This is a genomic window from Pseudonocardia xishanensis (genome assembly GCF_039541715.1).
Lineage (GTDB): Bacteria > Actinomycetota > Actinomycetes > Mycobacteriales > Pseudonocardiaceae > Pseudonocardia > Pseudonocardia xishanensis.
Window position 1 is genome coordinate 341,287 of sequence record NZ_BAABGT010000032.1, and the last position, 15,803, is coordinate 357,089.

The following is a 15,803-nucleotide window of genomic DNA, read 5'->3' on the forward strand; positions in this document are numbered from 1 at the left end:
GCCGCCGCCGTGCCTCGCGGACGACGGCGGCTCCCCGCGATCAGAGCAGGGCGCTCAGAGCAGGGTCACGCCCGCCAGGTCACCCTCGGCCCGCCAGTCCCGCAGGAGGCGGTCGAAGGCGTAGAAGCCGCCTCCGTAACGTTCGCCGGTGGCGGCGCGGATGCCGCCGTTGCCGCCGCCCTCGTTGTTGTAGTAGCCCGGGGTGCACTGTTCGAGGAAGGTCTTCGGGGCGGCGAGGGCGTGGATCGTCCGGACCCACTCGTCCTGCGCCTCCTTCGTCGGCTCCACCGTCGCGGCGCCCCGCGCGGTGGCCTCGGCGATGAGGTAGGCGATGTGCTCACCCTGCTGCACGTAGTTCGCCGTCACGCTGGCGTTGCCGCCGCCCTGGGTGTTCCCCATGAAGAACAGGCCGGGGAAGCCGTGGCTCGTCATGCCGTGCAACGTCTGGAAACCGTCTCGCCAGTGGTCGTAGAGCGAGAGTCCGCCGCGGCCGTCGATCGCCTCGATCCCCGAGGCCAGCCGAGTGTCCTGGGCGGAGATCTCGAAGCCGCTGGCGAAGATCACGCAGTCGACCTCGTACTCGCGTCCACCCGCCACCAGGCCTCGCTCGGTCATCCGCTCGACGCCCTTGGTGCCCGAGACGTCGACCAGGGTCACGTTCGGCCGGTTGAAGGTCTCCAGGTAGTCGTTGCTGGAACACGGTCGCTTGCACAGGTAGCGGTAGTAGGGCTTGAGCGCCTCGGCCGTCTCGGGGTCCGCCACGATCTCGTCGACCCGGCGGCGGACGCGCTCCATGACGCCGTAGTCCTCCTCCTCGCGGATCGCCGCGAGCTCGGTCGGCGACAGCGACCGGCCTGCGATGCGGGCGGAGACGTTGCGGCCCACCTCGGTGAAGAAGTCGCAGGCGACGTCCTCCGACGCGGGCCGGGTCGGGAAGGGCTCCGACGCGAACGCGTGGAACGCGGCCTGCCGCTCCTTCTGCCACCCGGGTCGGAGCGAGGCCGCCCACTCGGGGTCGGTCGGCGGGTTGCGCCGGGCGTCCACAGCGGACGGTGTGCGCTGGAAGACGTGCACGTGCTCGGCGTACCGGCCGAGGTACGGCACGATCTGGATCGCCGTGGCCCCGGTCCCGACGACCGCGACGCGCTTGTCCGCCAGCTTGTCCAGCACCGTGTCCGAGGCGCTGCCGCCGGTGTAGGCGTAGTCCCAGCGCGCCGAGTGGAAGGTGTGGCCTGCGAAGCCGTCGAGGCCCGGGATCCCGGGCAGCTTCGGTTTGCTCCAGGGCCCGGTCGCCATCACGACGTAGCGGGCGTGGAGCTCGTCGTCGTGGTTCGTGGTGACGGTCCAGCGCCGGGTCGCCTCGTCCCACACCAGGGCGCGGATCATCGTGCCGAACAGGGCGCCGTCGTACAGGCCGAAGTGCTTGCCGATGTTGCGGCAGTGCTGGTGGATCTCGACACCGTCCGGGAACCGCTTGGACGGCATGTAGTCCAGCTCTTCGAGCAGCGGGATGTAGCAGTACGCCTCGTTGTCGCACTGGATCCCGGGGTACCGGTTCCAGTACCAGACCCCGCCGAAGTCGCCGCCCATCTCCAGGATCCGCACGTCCTCGACGCCGGCCTTCTTCAGGTGCGCCCCGGCGAGCAGACCGGCGAACCCGCCACCGATCACCACGACCTCGACGTCGCTGACCAGCGGGTCCCGCTCGACCGGTGGGGTGTGCGGGTCCGCCTCCCACGACTCGCTCCGCTCCCCGGGTCCGGTGTGGACGTACTGCGCGGAGCCGTCCGAGCGCAGCCGCCTGTCGCGCTCGGCGGCGTAGCGCTCCCGCATCGCGGGGAGGTCGAAGTCGGTCGGGGTGGACGAGGGTCCACAGGTCGTCACGAGCACTCTCCTTCGGTCGGGCGGAGCCCGCGCCGCAGCACGGCGAGGCGGCTCCGCTTGAAGTCGTCGGCGATGCGCGCCGTGCCCACGTCGAAGCCGTGGAAGGCCCGCGGGTAGACCTCGACCTGCGTCGGGACGCCCGCCGCGATCAGCCGCTTCGCGTAGTCGAGGTTCTGGTGGACGAGCAGGTCGAGTCCCGCGGCGCCGATGTAGGTGGGCGGCAGCCCGGACAGGTCGGTGGCGCGGGCCGGAGCCGCGTACGGCGACACGTCCGGCCCGCCCACGGCGTCCTCGCCCAGCAGCGACGCCCAGCCGAACGCGTTGCTCTCCCGGAACCAGGCGATCGTGCCGGTGACCCCGTCCGGCACCGTCGCGGCGGGGCGGTCGTCGAGCATCGGGTAGATCAGCGACTGCAGGGCGAGCGAGAGCTCACCCCGGTCGCGCACCAGCAACGCGAGGGCCGCCGCCAGCGCCCCGCCCGCGCTCATGCCCTCGACGCCGATCCGTCCCGGGTCGACGCCGAGGTCGTCCGCACCGTCGTGGAGCCAGCGCAGGGCCGCGTAACAGTCCTCGACCTGCGCCGGGTAGCGGTGCTCGGGTGCGAGCCGGTAGTCGACGGACACCACGACGACGCCCAGCTCGGCGACGATCCGCCGGTTGAGGGGCGCACCGTTGTCCGCTGTGCCGCCGACGAAACCGCCGCCGTGGACGAACAGCAGCGCGGGCACCGCCCCGTCGGCGCGCTCCCGCGGAGCGAAGATCACCACGCGCACGTCGGTGCCCGGCACCGTGCGCTCGCTGCGGGTCACCCCGTCCTCGGGCGGCGGACCGGCGGCGGCCCAGACCCCCCGCATCGCCGCCCGGTCGGACTCGAGCGTGGCGGCGCCGAGCGGGCGGGTGGGCATGCGCTCCAGCAGCGGCCGCAGCTCCGGGTCCACCTCGGCCGCCGTCACCAGCGGCTCCGGGCGCTGACCAGGGAGATGCCTCCGTCGCTGACCAGGTGGGCGCCGGTGACGTTGGCGGCCAGGTCCGACAGCAGGAACCCGATGCAGTCCGCCATCTCCTCCGGCCGGGCCCACCGGCCGCGCGGGGTGTTGAGCGCGCCGACCCGGGCCACGACCGCGGCACGGTCCTCGCCGCTGTCCGCCACCGCCTGGCGGAACACCTCCTGGGCGTCCCAGATGCCGGTGTCCACACTGCCCGGGACGACGACGTTGACGCGGATGTCCGCCGCGGCGTTCTCCAACGCCGCGACCTTCGCCAGGTGCCCCAGGCCCGCCTTCGCGGTGCCGTAGTCCGCGGTCGACTCCATCGGCCTGATGCCGGCGACGGACGAGGTCAGGACGATGCTGCCGCCCGCACCACGGAGCAGCCGCAGCGCGCAGCGCAGGCCGTAGAACACGCCGTCCAGGTTGGTGCCCAGGACCCGGCGCCACTGCTCCGCGGACATGTCGGCGACGGGGACCCCCGAGGGCGGCACCCCGGCGTTGAGCACAGCGTGATCCAGACGCGGGGTCTCGGCCTCGATCCGCTCCCACAGCTCCGGATCGCCGACGTCCCCGACCACCCGCCGCACCTCGCACGCGAGCTCGACGGCGGAGAGGCCGTCCGCGTCGGTGTCCACGAGGACCAGACCGGTGATGCCGGCGTCGGCCAGCCACCGGGCCGTCGCACGGCCGATGCCGGACGCCGCTCCGGTGACCAGCGCGTACCGGCCCGTGAAGTCGATCCTCATGCGGGCGTGAACCGCAGCGGGAGGTGTTCGAGGCCGCGGACCTGGCTGTGGTGGAAGACCGGGTCGCCGTCGAGCGCGTAGTCGGGCATCCGGCGGTGGATCTCCTCGAGGGCCACCCGGATCTCGATGCGGGCCAGGTGCGAGCCGACGCAGCGGTGCACGCCCGCGCCGAAGGCCAGGTGCCGGTTCACCGACCGGTCCAGCCGCAGCGCGTGCGGCTCGTCGAAGACCTCGCCGTCCCGCCCCGCCGCCGAGGACATCAGCAGCACCCGGTCGCCCGGTTCGAGCGTGACCCCGCGCAGCTCGGTCCGCTTCGCCACCAGCCGCCCCAGCGCCACGGGCGAGTCGATCCGCAGCAGCTCCTCCGCAGCCGCGGTCGACAGGCTCGGGTCGGCGGTCAACGCCGCCCGCTGCGCCGGGTCCTTGATCAGGTGCAGCATGCCGAAGGACAGCACCCCGCGGACGGTGTGCAGCCCACCGACCATGAGCAGCCACAGCATCTTGCGCAGCTCGTCGTCCGTGAGCGGGCGCTCGCCCTCGTAGCGGGCGGCGAAGAGCAGCTTCATCACGTCGTCGGCGCGGGGGTCGTCCCGGCGGGCGATCATGTCCCCGAAGTAGCCGAAGACGGCATCGTTCGCCGCACCCCGCACCGCCGCGTCCTCCTCCGGGGTACCGCCCGGCTTGCCGACGAGAAGGTCGGTGGTCCAGCGGTCGAACATCGCAGCGTGCTCAGCGGGCCACCCCATGAGCGCGACGAAGGTGCCCGCGGTGATCGGCTGCGCGAACTCCGTCACGAAGTCACACGTGCCACGGGCGGCGAACGCGTCGATCAGCTCGACCGCCACCCGCCGGATCTGCTCCTCCAGCGCCTTCATCCGGCGCGGGCTGAACAGGGGGTTGAGGATCTCCCGGTAGGACTTGTGCGCGGGCGGGTCGATCTCGTTGGGGATCGACGGCTCGGTGGTGATCCGCGGGACCTGGGCGTTGGCGACCGAGAAGGTCTCCCAGTCGCGGCAGGCGTCGTAACAGTCGGCGTAGCGGGTCAGGATCCAGTGCCCGCCGTGCAGCGGGGACCAGGCCACAGGGGTCTTCTCCTGCAGTGCGGACAACATCTCGTGGGGTACGGCGAGCGCCGGGTCGGTGATGTCGAAGTCGACGACGAGCTCGGAGGGGACGTCAGCGGTCTGCGTGGGCATGGTGGTGGTACTCCGTTCGACGGTGAGTGCGGAGTCGTGCGTCAGCGGGGGTCGGCGCTCCACCGGCGCCAGGTCAGTTCGTCGTAGAGGGCGCGTCCGGAGCGGGTCCGGCGCTCCTCGGTGCGCAGGACGAGTCGCTCGCCCTCCCGTCGGGCGATGCGCACGAGGTCGGTCCCGGGGTGCTCCGGGTAGAGCGAAATGTCGAGTCGGTGGGTGACGACGTCCCCGCTAACGGAGAAGGTTCCGCCGTAGCCGACGAAGCCGAGCGCGGCGGCGCCGCGGGTGGGGTCGTCGGCCTGCAGGAAGTCGCCGTCGGCCGGCCATGGCCGGTCACGTTGCATGAGTAGGGCGGTGACCCGGCCGTCCGGCTGGTACCCGATCCGGCCGACGGGTTCGGGGCCGAGAACGTCCCCGATGACCTCGTCCTCGACCAGCCGGACGAAGGAGACGAGCTCCCAGGTGCCGTAGAGGTCGTCGGGCTTCACGCGGTGGCCACCTGGGGGTCCGTCGCGACGGTCCGCTTGTCCGACAGCCCGGTCCGCGGCATGAGGGAGACGAGCACCGCGGCCGTCACGCCGACCGCGCAGAACGCCCAGAACACACCGGTCGCACCGACGGAGGTCGACATGATCAGGCCGACCATGATCGGCCCGACGACGCCGCCGAGGCGGCCCAGCCCCGTGCAGAGCCCGAGCACCGTGCCGCGCGCGGCAGCCGGGAAGTACACGCCGGCGAACCCGTAGACCGCGGTCTGCGAGGAGGCGCAGAACCCGATGACCAGCACCAGCGTGAAGACGAGGGCCTGCGCGGGGCCCAGGGTCAGGGTGGCCACCGCGAGTGCGCCCAGGACGAAGCCGGTGGAGATGACGCGCCGTGAGCCGAACCGGTCGGCGAGACCGGTCAGCACGACCATGCCGATGGCGCTGCCGATGTTGAACGCCAGCAGGAACGACAGCGCCGAGCCCAGGTCGTAGCCGGTGGAGCGCAGGATCTGCGGGATCCAGGTGTTCATGCCGTAGGACACGAGCAGCCCGAAGAAGCTGATCACCGGGAAGAGGACCACCGCGACGCGGAGGCCGGGCACGAACATGATGCGGAAGGCGGAGCGCTTCTCGACCGGCCCGGCGTCCGCCTGCTTGAGCGCGAGCGAGGACTCCGCGCCCTCGCCGACGTCGTACCGCTCGGCCAACGCGCGCGCCTCGTCCACCCGGCCGCGGGCCACCAGGAAGGCCATCGACTCCGGGAGGTTGCGGTAGGCCACGAAGAACAGGACGGCCCCGATGGCAGCGGCGGCCGCGAACAGCACGTGCCACCCGAGGGCGGGGATGACGAAGATCGCCACGACGGAGATGATCGCGCCGCCGATCGGGAAGCCGGTCTGGATCAGGCCGTTGGCGAACTGCCGACGCTCGATCTTGACGTACTCCATGGTCAGCGCGATGACCGTGGGCAGCGCGCCGCCGAAGCCGAGTCCGGCCAGGAAGCGGAAGATCGCGAACATCTCCAGGCTCGTCGCGATCGCGCAGACCCCGGTGAAGAGCGAGAACAGCGCGACGCAGCCCAGCACGATCGGCCGCCTGCCGACGATGTCGGTGAGGTACCCCGCCACCGTCGCGCCGATCATCATGCCGAACAGGGACAGGCTGCCGACGACGCCGGCGGTCACGGCGGTGATGCCCCACTCGCCGTTCTGGATCAGCACGGGCAGCACGGCGCCGAACATCAGGAGGTCGATGCCGTCGATGATCGTGACCGCGAGGCAGGTCAACACGACCGCCCGGGATCCCGCGGTGCGTACAGCGGACATGATGGGTCCTCTCAGGACTCGTCAGTGAGGGAAGAGGGTGTGCGGGTGCCCCCGACGATCGTCGAGAGCACCCGCACGGGCTCCGACGACCTGTTCTGCCAGGCGTGTCTACTGCCGTTGACGACGACGAGGTCCCCCGCGCGCAGGGTGACCTCGCCCTCGTCGAGCTCCAGCACGACCTCACCGGAGAGCACCACGTTCACGTCGACGGACTCCGTCGAGTGGAACCCGGGACGCTCCCCGGTGCTCGCCACGATGTCGTCCGGGTCCTCCCCGGTGGTGCCCGCCGGGATGGTCCAGGTGATGACCCAGACCCCGCCGGGCGGCGGGAAGGAGACCTCGGTCGGAACCTCCGTGTCCGCCGGGAGAGCGGGCACGGCGTCGTTGCGCCACAACAGGTCCAGGTCCATGGTCCCGACCTCGGCGGTGGCGGCCGCGCCGTCGGAGAGGATGTAGGAGCGGCCGTCGTGGCCTTCGGTCGTGACCACGCGACGCATCTAGAGGGCCGCCGATCCGGCGAGCAGGGCGGTGGAGACGACCGGATCTCCGGGGCCGCCGGTCATGAGCGACAGGGTCGCGTCCGGCACCTGGTTGCTCGAGGTGCCCCGGATCTGGCGCACCGCCTCGCCGACCAGGCTCATGCCGTGCACGAAGCCCTCGGCCAGGTTGCCGCCGGAGGTGTTCACCGGCAGCGTCCCCGTGGGCGCCACGAGGTTGTCGAAGGTGACGAACTCGCCCGCGCCCTCGAGGGTGCAGAACCCGTGCTCGATCAGCGCGGACACGCCCATCCCCGTCATGTTCTCGTAGATCTGGGCGACGTCGACGTCCCCCGGGCCGTAGCCGGTCTCCCGCCAGAGCCGGTCCGCCACGCCCTGGAAGCCTGCGGACCAGTAGGGGTCCGCGGCCTCCTCCCGCATCCCCCAGCTCCCCGCCGCGCCCATCGGGGCACCGAGGAGGTAGGCGGGAGCCTGACGGAGGTCCTTCGCACGCTCCGCGGACACCATGATCACCGCGGAGCCCGCGTCGTTCTCCCGGGAGCAGTCGTAGAGCCGGTAGGGCTCGGAGATCCAACGGGAGGCGTCGTAGGTCTCCACGTCCAGGCCGCCGCGTCCCACGGCCCGCGGGTTGTTGGCGGCGTGGTGGTACGACACCAACGCCATGTCTCGCAGGGTCCGTGCCGGCACGCCTTCGGCCTCGATCAACCGCATGGACCGCAGGGCGCACATCTGCACGGGCACCTCGATGCCGTTGACCAGCTGCTGGGCCGGGGTGTCCCCCTGCCCGACGTCGACGTTCCCGCGGCTGCCCCGGTACTCCGACATGGCCCGGTACACAGCGACGACCTCGGCCTGGCCGGTGACGATCGCCGTGGCGGCGAGCCCGAGAGCGCCCGGGATCCCGCCGCCGTGGGTCCAGGCCAGCGCGCCGAAGCGCAGCTCCTTGGTGCCCAGCGCGGCCATCATCCGCTGCCCCTCGGCGCGTTCGGCGCCGTAGGACACGAACCCGTCGATGTCCGCCGGGTCGATCCCGGCGTCCTCGGCCGCGGCCACGATGGCCCGCAGCGCCAGCTTGAGCGCGGGCTCACCGCTGGTCCCGCGCTTGTGGAAGGGCGTGTCGCCGAGTCCGACGACCGCCGTGGTCCCCCTCAGCATCAGTGCTCCCCCAGCGTCCACCGCACGGCCGCGTACCCGCGCGACCGCACCGACGGCGGGTCGATGTGCCCGGTCAACGGCGCGCCGATCCGGACGTCGACGTCCGGCCCGGCCAGCTTCCCGAGGACCCGGGCTCCCGCCGCGGCGGGCAGCTCGGCGACGACCACGACGTAGGGCAGCTCGGGAGCACCCTCTCGGGCCTGGTCGACCCCGGCGTGCACGCGGGTCCACGAGAACACCCGGCCTGCCATCGCCGTGTGCTCCCAGCGCTGTTCCCAGCTCCCACAGGTCGGACAGCGGTGGTGCGCGGGCCACATCCAGCGTTCGCAGTCCGCGCAGCGCGCCAGCCGGAACTCCCCGTCCTCGAGGGACTCCCAGAAGCCGTCGTCGGCGCCGATCCCTCCGGGGATACGGTGGTCGTGGAAGGAGTAGCCCATGGTCAGCCCCAGTGCCGGGGGTCGGCGAGCGCGGCGGCCATCCAGCGGTGGAAGTGCTGGTTCGCGATCTCGTTGCGGCCGAGGTAGAGCGGCCCGAGATCGGCGTTCGACACCGCCTTCTGCAGTCCCTCGTTGACCACGATGTCCTCGTCCTGCAGGACCGCCTGGAGGATGTTCCAGTTCTTCTCCCAGCGGGCCGTCAGCTCGTCGGTGGTGGCGGGCTCGCGGGTCAGGATCCGCATCTGCATCCGGGTGCCGACCGCGGTGTGTGGCGCGGGCACGAAGTTGAGCACCTCGAGGTGGTCCGGCTGCCGCAACACGGTCATGTTCGGCATGAGGAAGTGCGCGACCGTGATGTGGCGGTTCACGTCCACGGTGGCCGGGTCCTGCCCGCGGATCGTGTCGATGCTCTTGCGTGCGGAGACCATCCGCCCGTGGCGGCCCATCGGCTGCCAGGTCTGGGCGTTGTTGTGGAAATAGGGCGCAACGGTGCCGGTGTGGGCGTAGGCGATGTGGTAGCCGTCCAGGAAGGCGTCCATCAGGACCTTCCAGTTGATCTCCAGGTCGAAGTCGCCGACCCGGTGGCAGTGGTAGCGGTCCATCTCCATCGCGCCCAGCGAGGCGTCGAAGTCCGGACCGAGCCACTCGCCGACGTCGATCTTGCGGTCGGGGGCGGCGGAGTCCACCGCCCAGACGAACCCGTGCCGCTCCTCGACCGGGACCTCCTTGAGCCCGAGGCAGGACTTGTCCATCGCGCCGAACGTCGGCTCGTCCGCGATGGCGCGCAGGCTGCCGTCCCCGCCGTAGGACCAGCCGTGGTAGCGGCAGGAGAAGAACCGACGGTTGCCCGAGTCCTCGTTGACGAGCCGGGCGCCGCGGTGGCGGCAGGTGTTGACGAAGCCGCGGACCAGCCCGTCCCGCTGGCGCACCAGGACGACCTCGTTGTTGGGCAGCTGCACCGTCAGGTAGTCGTTCGGCTTCGGCAGCTCGGTGCCGTGCGCGGCGACGATCGGGACGTAGCCGAACAGCTCGGCGCGCTCGCGGGCAGCGAGCTCGGGATCGCGGTAGACGCGGGGATCGATCTCCAGTACCTCGGGCGCCATGTCGGTCGTGCCGTTGTCCAGGTGGTCGAACATCGTGCGGGCGAAGCCCGTCGCGGTCTCCGCGTCGTAGGGGAAGGGCGGGTAGAGCCCGGGGTCGGCCATGGTGGTGGGTCCTCTGTCGGTTCAGGACGCGGGGCGGAACTGCATGCTCTTGATCTCGACGAACTCCTCCAGCCCGAACGCGCCGCCCTCGCGGCCGTGCCCGGACTGCTTGAACCCGCCGAACGGCGCGGCGCCGTTGAAGCCGCCGCCGTTGATCTCGATCTGGGTGGCCCGGATGCGTCGGGCGACGGCCTCCGCGTGGGCGGCGTCGGTGGACCAGACAGCACCCGCGATCCCGAAGATCGTGCCGTTCGCGATGGCGACGGCCTCGTCCTCGGTGTCGAACGGGATGATCGACAGGACCGGTCCGAAGATCTCCTCCTGTGCCACGGTCGCCTCCGGGGAGACGTCCGACAGCACGGTGGGAGCCACGAAGTAACCTGGCCCGTCCCACGCCTCGGTCGAGCCGGTGACCAGGCGGGCACCTTCGCTCAGACCGGTGCGGACGTAGCCGAGGACCTTGTCGCGCTGCGCTTCGGTGACCATCGGACCGAGCCTGGTGCCGTCCGCGGTCGGGTCCCCGAGGGTGTAGGACTCGGCCGCCCGCTTCGCCAGCTCCTCGGCGGCGCCGAGCCGCTCGCGCGGCACGAGCATCCGGGTCTGCGCGTTACAGGACTGGCCGCCGTTCATGTAGCAGGCACGTACGGTGTGCGGCACCGCCTTGGCGAACTCCTCGTCCGTGAGGTCCGCCAGCAGCACCGCGGCGCTCTTGCCGCCGAGCTCCAGCGACACCCGCTTCACCGTGCCCGCGGAGAGCTCGATGATCCGCTTGCCGACGGCGTTGGACCCGGTGAAGCTGACCATGTCGACGTCGGGGTGTGCCGCCAGCGCCTCGCCGACCGTCCACCCGTGGCCGTGGACGAGGTTGAACACCCCGGCGGGCACACCGACGGCGTGCACGGCCTCGGCCAGCAGGTTCGCGGTGAGCGGGGCGACCTCGCTGGCCTTGACGACGACGGTGCACCCCGCGGCGAACGCGGCACCGATCTTGGCGGTGATCTGGTGGAGGGGATAGTTCCAGGGCGTGATCGCACCGACGACGCCGACGGGCTCGCGCACGATCACCGAGTTGCGCAACGGTTCCTCCCACGGGAAGTCCGCGGCGGCCGCCGCAGCCTCCCGGAGGTCGAGGATGCCGAGTCCGACCTGGGCCCAGCGCGCGGTCCGGCGCGGTGTACCGACCTCCGCGACCACGAGGTCGGTCAGCTCGTCCTGGCGACGCTCGAGCTCGTCCGCCAATCGGGACACGAGCTTCGCGCGCTCGCCGGGATCGGTCGCCGCCCACCCCTCCCGGGCGCGGGCGGCCGCCTCGACGGCACGATCGACATCGGCGGCGGCACCGGCCGGGACCTGCGCGATGCGCTCCCCCGTCGCCGGGTTCAGCACCTCGATCAGGTCGGTGGTGACCGACGGGATCCATGCCCCGTCGACGTACAGATCGAGAACCACGATGCGCACTCCCCCTCGTCGGGCAGTCGGTCCGGTGGAAGGAAGGGACCGCGAGGGCAGATCGCCGCGCGGACGGCCACCCGAACCGGGCGACGATTTTTACCTTACGAGTGTAGGTAGAGAGGTGTCAACCGGCTCTTCAGCGGACCCCGCCGGACACGGGCAGGGTGTGCCCGGTGACCATGGCCGCCGCAGGTGAGCACAGGTACACGACGGCCGCCGCGACCTCTGCGGGCAGCGCCGCCCGCGCCACGAACTGGCTGTCGGCGACCTCCTCAGCGATCGCGTCGGCGTCGAACCAGGCCTCCACCCGACGGGTCAGCGTGAGGCCGGGTGCGACCGCGTTGACCCGTACGCCGACGTCCGCGTACTGGCGTGCGGCGTACCGAGTCAGGTGGACGACACCCGCCTTGGCTGCGGCGTAGGCGGGCGAGGCGGTGACCTGCGGACTGACCCCGGCGCTCGAGGCCATGTTGACGATGGCACCGCCACCCCGTTCGACCATCGCCGGGATCTCGTGCTTGCACGCCAGCCAGGTCGAGGTCAGGGACAGCCCGAGGATCGCGTTCCAGCTCTCCAGGGTGGTGGTCGTGACCGTTCGTCCCAGCTCGCCGCGGCCGACGTTGTTCAGAGCCAGGTCCAGCCCGCCCAGATCGGCGACGGTTCGCGCAACCAGCTCGGCGACCTGCTCCTCGTCCGTCGCATCGGTGGCGATGAACAGGCTCTGCCGCCCCAGTCCGACGATCCGCTCGCGCGCCTCCGCGCCCGCCTCCGCGTTCAGGTCACCGATCACCACGTCGGCGCCCGCCTCGGCGAGGGCGAGCGCCGAGGCGAGCCCGATGCCGGCGGCCCCACCCGTGACCAGAGCGACCCTGCCGTCCAGCACACCCATGTGCCTCACCCCTCTCGAGCGGACCGTACCTTAGGGCGATAGGTGCGGAATTACTTCAAAGAATGCGCCATACTGGCGATCATGCCGCGCCCCGCCCAGCCACTACTGAGCCCGACGTCCATCGTCGACGCCGCTCTGGCGATCATCGATGCCGAAGGCCTGGAGGCCTTCAGCCTCAAGCGGCTGGCCCGGGACATGAACGTGCAGGCGCCCTCGCTCTACTACCATTTCCCGGACAAGGCCTCGATCCTCGAGGCGGTCGCTCGCGCGATCGTGCTGGAGACCCCGCGCCCGCGCCGACGAGACCCGGAGCGGTGGATCGAGTACTTCGTCACCCAGAGCCTGAACTTCCGCCGGACGATCCTGCGCCATGCGAACGCCGCGCCCGTCCTCCTGCAGTTCATGCCCCGCGAGGTGTTCGGCCCGGTCTACGAGGTGGGGGCCGCGTTCCTCGCCGAGGTCGGTGTGCCCGAGCACCTGCAGGTCCTGGTACTCGACGGACTGGACCGCTTCACCCTCGGCGCCGCGCTGACCGAGGCCATGAAACGCCCCGCCTCTCGGCGCGAGATCTTCCCGCACCTCGACCCGGCGGAGGACCCCTCGCTCACCCGCGCGGTCGAGGCGAACCGGTTCGAGCCCGAGGAGCTGTGGGCCGAGTCGATCCGCACGTTCCTGCGCGGGGTCGCGGACACCCGAATCGCCCCGGTCGCGCCCGCCCGGGACAGCGCCCGACCCTTGACACCCTCTCACCTACCGTCGTAAGGTATCGATTCGTTCGGCAGTTCACTGCTTTTCTCGTGCCTTTCCGTGCCGCCTTGAATTCTTGTCAACGCAGACAGGAGTGCGGACGAATGCCGCCGTCGATCCCGACCGCCTGCGGATGTCGCCGCGCTCTCCTGACCGCCACCGGGAGATATGCATGATCACAGACGGCGTCAGCTGGTGGGCTCGCAACAACCCCGACCGCCCCGCCATCGTGTTCGACGGCGTCGACGAGGTCGACTACGCCACCCTGCACGGATGGACCGACTCGACCGCCCGTCGACTGGCCGATCTCGGGATCCGCGCCGGTGACCGCGTCGGGTTCGTCGGCGCCAACAGCCTCGAGTGGATCGCCGCCGCCATCGGGGCGCTCAAGCTCGGTGCGATCGCAGTGCCCTTCAACAACCGATTCACCGCCGCCGAGTTCCGCAGGCAGATCGACGACGCCGAGCCGGTCGCCGTCGTCGCCGACGAGGCCTCCACAGCGAGCATGAGCGCCGCGATCGGCGAGAACCGGATCCAGCTGCTGTCGATGGAGTCCTTCGCCGCGCAGCGCCTCGCGCCCCGCACCCCGCTGCCGCCCCCGGCCGTCGAGCCGGACGACGTGGCGATCATCGTCTACACCAGCGGGACCACCTCGAAGCCCAAGGGCGTCACGATCTCCCATCGCAGCTTCGTCAGCTTCGTCACCGAGTTCGCCGTCACCGAGCCGGTGATGCGACCAGGCGGTCGAATGATCTTCGTCCTCTCAATGTCCGGAATGCCCGGGCTGCCCTGGCACGTGTTGCACCCGCTCACTCGTGGGATGACCCTGTTCTACGAGCGAGGCTTCGACGCGAAGGCGATGCTCACGCGGATCACCGAGCAGCGGGTCGAGGTCGCGTGCGGCGTCCCGCTGCTCTTCGAGCAGATGTCCGCGCTCCCCGAGTTCGCCGACGCCGACCTGTCCTGCATCCAGCTGGCGACCGTGGCGGGTGCCCGGGTCTCGCCGGACAACCTCCAGGTCTGGCTGGACAAGGGGGTCGTGCTCCGCCAGTCCTACGGCATGACCGAACTGCACGGGCTGTCGTCCATGAACCCGGTCGACGAGGCGGTCCGCCACCCGGAGGCCGTCGGGCGCGGGTCGATCCACACACCGCACCGGGTCGTGAGGCCGGACGGGAGCGACTGTGCCCCGGGCGAGGAAGGCGAGATCGTGGCCCGCGGGCCGTCGATCACCCCCGGCTACTGGCGCAACCCCGAGGCGACCGCCGAGGCCTGGCGGGACGGCTGGTTCCACACCGGCGACGTGGGGGTCGCGGACGAGTCCGGGTTGATCCGAATGGTCGACCGACTGAAGGACCTCATCATCTCGGGCGGGTACAACATCGCCCCTTCGGAGATCGAGAACGTGATCGCCACGCTGCCCGGAGTCGAGGAGGTGTGCGTGGTCCCTGTTCCCGACGCGCGGTTCGGCGAGACGCCGGCCGCGATCGTGTACGGCGCCGCCGCCCCACCCGTGGATGTGATCGTCGAGCACTGCCGGGCACAGCTGGCGGGTTACAAGATCCCACGCCACGTCGTACACGTCGCGGAGCCGTTGCCGCGCATGGCGAGCGGCAAGATCGCCCGCCGCGAGATCCGCGGTCTGTACACCCCGTCCAGATCCGCCCAGGAGGCGTCGTGAAGTCCCGTGCAGCGCTGCTCATGGAGGTACCAGGGAAATGGGAGGTCGTCGAGGTCGACGTCGACGAGCCCCGCGCGAACGAGGTCCTGCTGCGCTACGCCGCGAGCGGGCTCTGCCACTCCGACGAGCACCACGCCACCGGTGACAGCGGCACCCAGGTCCTGCCCTACTGCGGCGGACACGAGGGTGCGGGGGTCGTGGAGGCGGTGGGCCCCGGCGTCACCACCCTGGCGGTCGGCGACCACGTCGTCACCTCCTTCCTCCCCGGCTGCGGGCGCTGTCGCTGGTGCGCGGGCGGGATGCAGAACCTGTGCGACCTCGGCGCGCTGATCGGGCGGGGCGCCATGCTGGACGGCACCTTCCGGATGCACCAGGACGGCAGACCGGTCGCGCAGGCCTCCTTCGTCGGAACGTTCTCGGAGTACAGCGTGGTGCCCGAGCTCTGCTGCATCCCGATCGGGAAGGACATCCCCCTGACGACGGCGGCGCTGGTCGGCTGCGGTGTCCCCACCGGCTGGGGATCCGCGGTCAACGCCGGCGGGGTGCGGCCGGGAGACGTCGTGATCGTGATGGGCACGGGCGGGCTCGGCATCAACGCGGTCCAGGGCGCGGCGCACGCGGGTGCCGTCCGGGTGGTCGCCGTCGACCCGCTGCCGTTCCGGCGCAGCAGCGCACTCGAGTTCGGCGCCACGGACGCCGTGGAGACCATCGAGGAGGCCACCGACCTCGCGCGCTCGCTGACCAACGGGCAGGGCGCGGACGTCGCGATCGTCACGACCAGCACGCTCAAGGGCTCCTACATCGCGCAGGCCTTCGACGCCGTCCGCAAGAACGGCACCGTCGTCGCGACGGCCGTCCCCGGTCGGGACGCCGGACAGGTCCCGCTGGACCTCGTCCAGCTGCCGATGTACCAGAAGCGGATCCAGGGCTGCCTGTACGGCAGTTGGTCGCCCACCGAGGCCGTCCCCGCGCTGCTGGACCTCTACCGTGCCGGCGTCCTCAAGCTGGACGAGCTCGTCACCCGCACCTTCACCCTCGACGAGATCAACGACGGCTACGCGGCGATGTACCAGGGCAGCACCCTGCGCAGCGTCGTGGTGCATGGGAGCTGACCGACC

15 protein-coding genes are annotated in these 15,803 nt (G+C 71.3%); 3 read left to right on the forward strand and 12 right to left on the reverse strand.

Annotated features, from left to right (window positions below; genetic code table 11):
• Positions 1 to 54: 54 nt before the first annotated feature.
• The 12 genes from ABD993_RS14625 to ABD993_RS14680 form a co-directional block, all read right to left on the reverse strand.
• Complete coding sequence (locus tag ABD993_RS14625; RefSeq protein ID WP_345417461.1) at positions 55 to 1,884, reverse strand: flavin-containing monooxygenase; 1,830 nt, start codon at positions 1,882 to 1,884, stop codon at positions 55 to 57.
• A complete protein-coding gene (locus ABD993_RS14630) occupies positions 1,881 to 2,837 on the reverse strand; it encodes an alpha/beta hydrolase (protein WP_345417464.1) in 957 nt (318 codons plus the stop codon). The genes ABD993_RS14625 and ABD993_RS14630 overlap by 4 nt, the downstream gene beginning before the upstream one ends.
• Positions 2,834 to 3,619 carry an SDR family NAD(P)-dependent oxidoreductase gene (locus ABD993_RS14635; RefSeq protein WP_345417467.1) on the reverse strand — a complete coding sequence of 262 codons (786 nt, stop codon included), beginning with the start codon at positions 3,617 to 3,619 and terminating at the stop codon, positions 2,834 to 2,836. Before ABD993_RS14635 ends, ABD993_RS14630 begins: the two co-directional genes overlap by 4 nt.
• The gene (locus ABD993_RS14640; RefSeq protein WP_345417470.1) at positions 3,616 to 4,815 is read right to left on the reverse strand and encodes a cytochrome P450; all 1,200 of its coding nucleotides are present in this window, start codon (positions 4,813 to 4,815) and stop codon (positions 3,616 to 3,618) included. Before ABD993_RS14640 ends, ABD993_RS14635 begins: the two co-directional genes overlap by 4 nt.
• Positions 4,816 to 4,856: 41 nt before the next feature.
• Entirely contained in the window at positions 4,857 to 5,300 is a 444-nt protein-coding gene (locus tag ABD993_RS14645; RefSeq protein ID WP_345417473.1) for a lipocalin-like domain-containing protein, read from the reverse strand.
• On the reverse strand, positions 5,297 to 6,622 hold the full coding sequence (locus ABD993_RS14650; protein ID WP_345417477.1) for an MFS transporter: 1,326 nt from the start codon (positions 6,620 to 6,622) through the stop codon (positions 5,297 to 5,299). Before ABD993_RS14650 ends, ABD993_RS14645 begins: the two co-directional genes overlap by 4 nt.
• 11 nt (positions 6,623 to 6,633) lie before the next feature.
• Entirely contained in the window at positions 6,634 to 7,110 is a 477-nt protein-coding gene (locus tag ABD993_RS14655; protein ID WP_345417480.1) for a cupin domain-containing protein, read from the reverse strand.
• A 9-nt stretch (positions 7,111 to 7,119) separates the two neighbouring features.
• Positions 7,120 to 8,274 (reverse strand): thiolase C-terminal domain-containing protein, encoded by a 1,155-nt coding sequence (locus ABD993_RS14660; protein ID WP_345417483.1) that lies wholly within the window; start codon positions 8,272 to 8,274, stop codon positions 7,120 to 7,122.
• On the reverse strand, positions 8,274 to 8,711 hold the full coding sequence (locus ABD993_RS14665; RefSeq protein ID WP_345417486.1) for a Zn-ribbon domain-containing OB-fold protein: 438 nt from the start codon (positions 8,709 to 8,711) through the stop codon (positions 8,274 to 8,276). Before ABD993_RS14665 ends, ABD993_RS14660 begins: the two co-directional genes overlap by 1 nt.
• 2 nt (positions 8,712 to 8,713) lie before the next feature.
• Positions 8,714 to 9,916, reverse strand: coding sequence for an aromatic ring-hydroxylating oxygenase subunit alpha (locus ABD993_RS14670; RefSeq protein WP_345417489.1), 1,203 nt, complete (start codon positions 9,914 to 9,916; stop codon positions 8,714 to 8,716).
• Between the two features lie 21 nt (positions 9,917 to 9,937).
• Positions 9,938 to 11,365: an aldehyde dehydrogenase family protein gene (locus ABD993_RS14675; RefSeq protein ID WP_345417491.1), complete on the reverse strand. Its 1,428-nt coding sequence runs from the start codon at positions 11,363 to 11,365 to the stop codon at positions 9,938 to 9,940.
• 139 nt (positions 11,366 to 11,504) lie between these two features.
• The gene (locus tag ABD993_RS14680) at positions 11,505 to 12,257 is read right to left on the reverse strand and encodes an SDR family NAD(P)-dependent oxidoreductase (RefSeq protein ID WP_345417494.1); all 753 of its coding nucleotides are present in this window, start codon (positions 12,255 to 12,257) and stop codon (positions 11,505 to 11,507) included.
• An 81-nt stretch (positions 12,258 to 12,338) separates the two neighbouring features.
• Between ABD993_RS14680 and ABD993_RS14685 the strand changes: the two genes are divergently transcribed.
• From ABD993_RS14685 to ABD993_RS14695, 3 genes are all read left to right on the forward strand, one after another.
• The gene (locus ABD993_RS14685; RefSeq protein WP_345417497.1) at positions 12,339 to 13,019 is read left to right on the forward strand and encodes a TetR family transcriptional regulator; all 681 of its coding nucleotides are present in this window, start codon (positions 12,339 to 12,341) and stop codon (positions 13,017 to 13,019) included.
• A gap of 157 nt (positions 13,020 to 13,176) precedes the next feature.
• Positions 13,177 to 14,685 (forward strand): class I adenylate-forming enzyme family protein, encoded by a 1,509-nt coding sequence (locus ABD993_RS14690; protein WP_345417500.1) that lies wholly within the window; start codon positions 13,177 to 13,179, stop codon positions 14,683 to 14,685.
• Complete coding sequence (locus ABD993_RS14695; protein ID WP_345417503.1) at positions 14,682 to 15,797, forward strand: NDMA-dependent alcohol dehydrogenase; 1,116 nt, start codon at positions 14,682 to 14,684, stop codon at positions 15,795 to 15,797. The genes ABD993_RS14690 and ABD993_RS14695 overlap by 4 nt, the downstream gene beginning before the upstream one ends.
• Positions 15,798 to 15,803 lie beyond the last annotated feature (6 nt).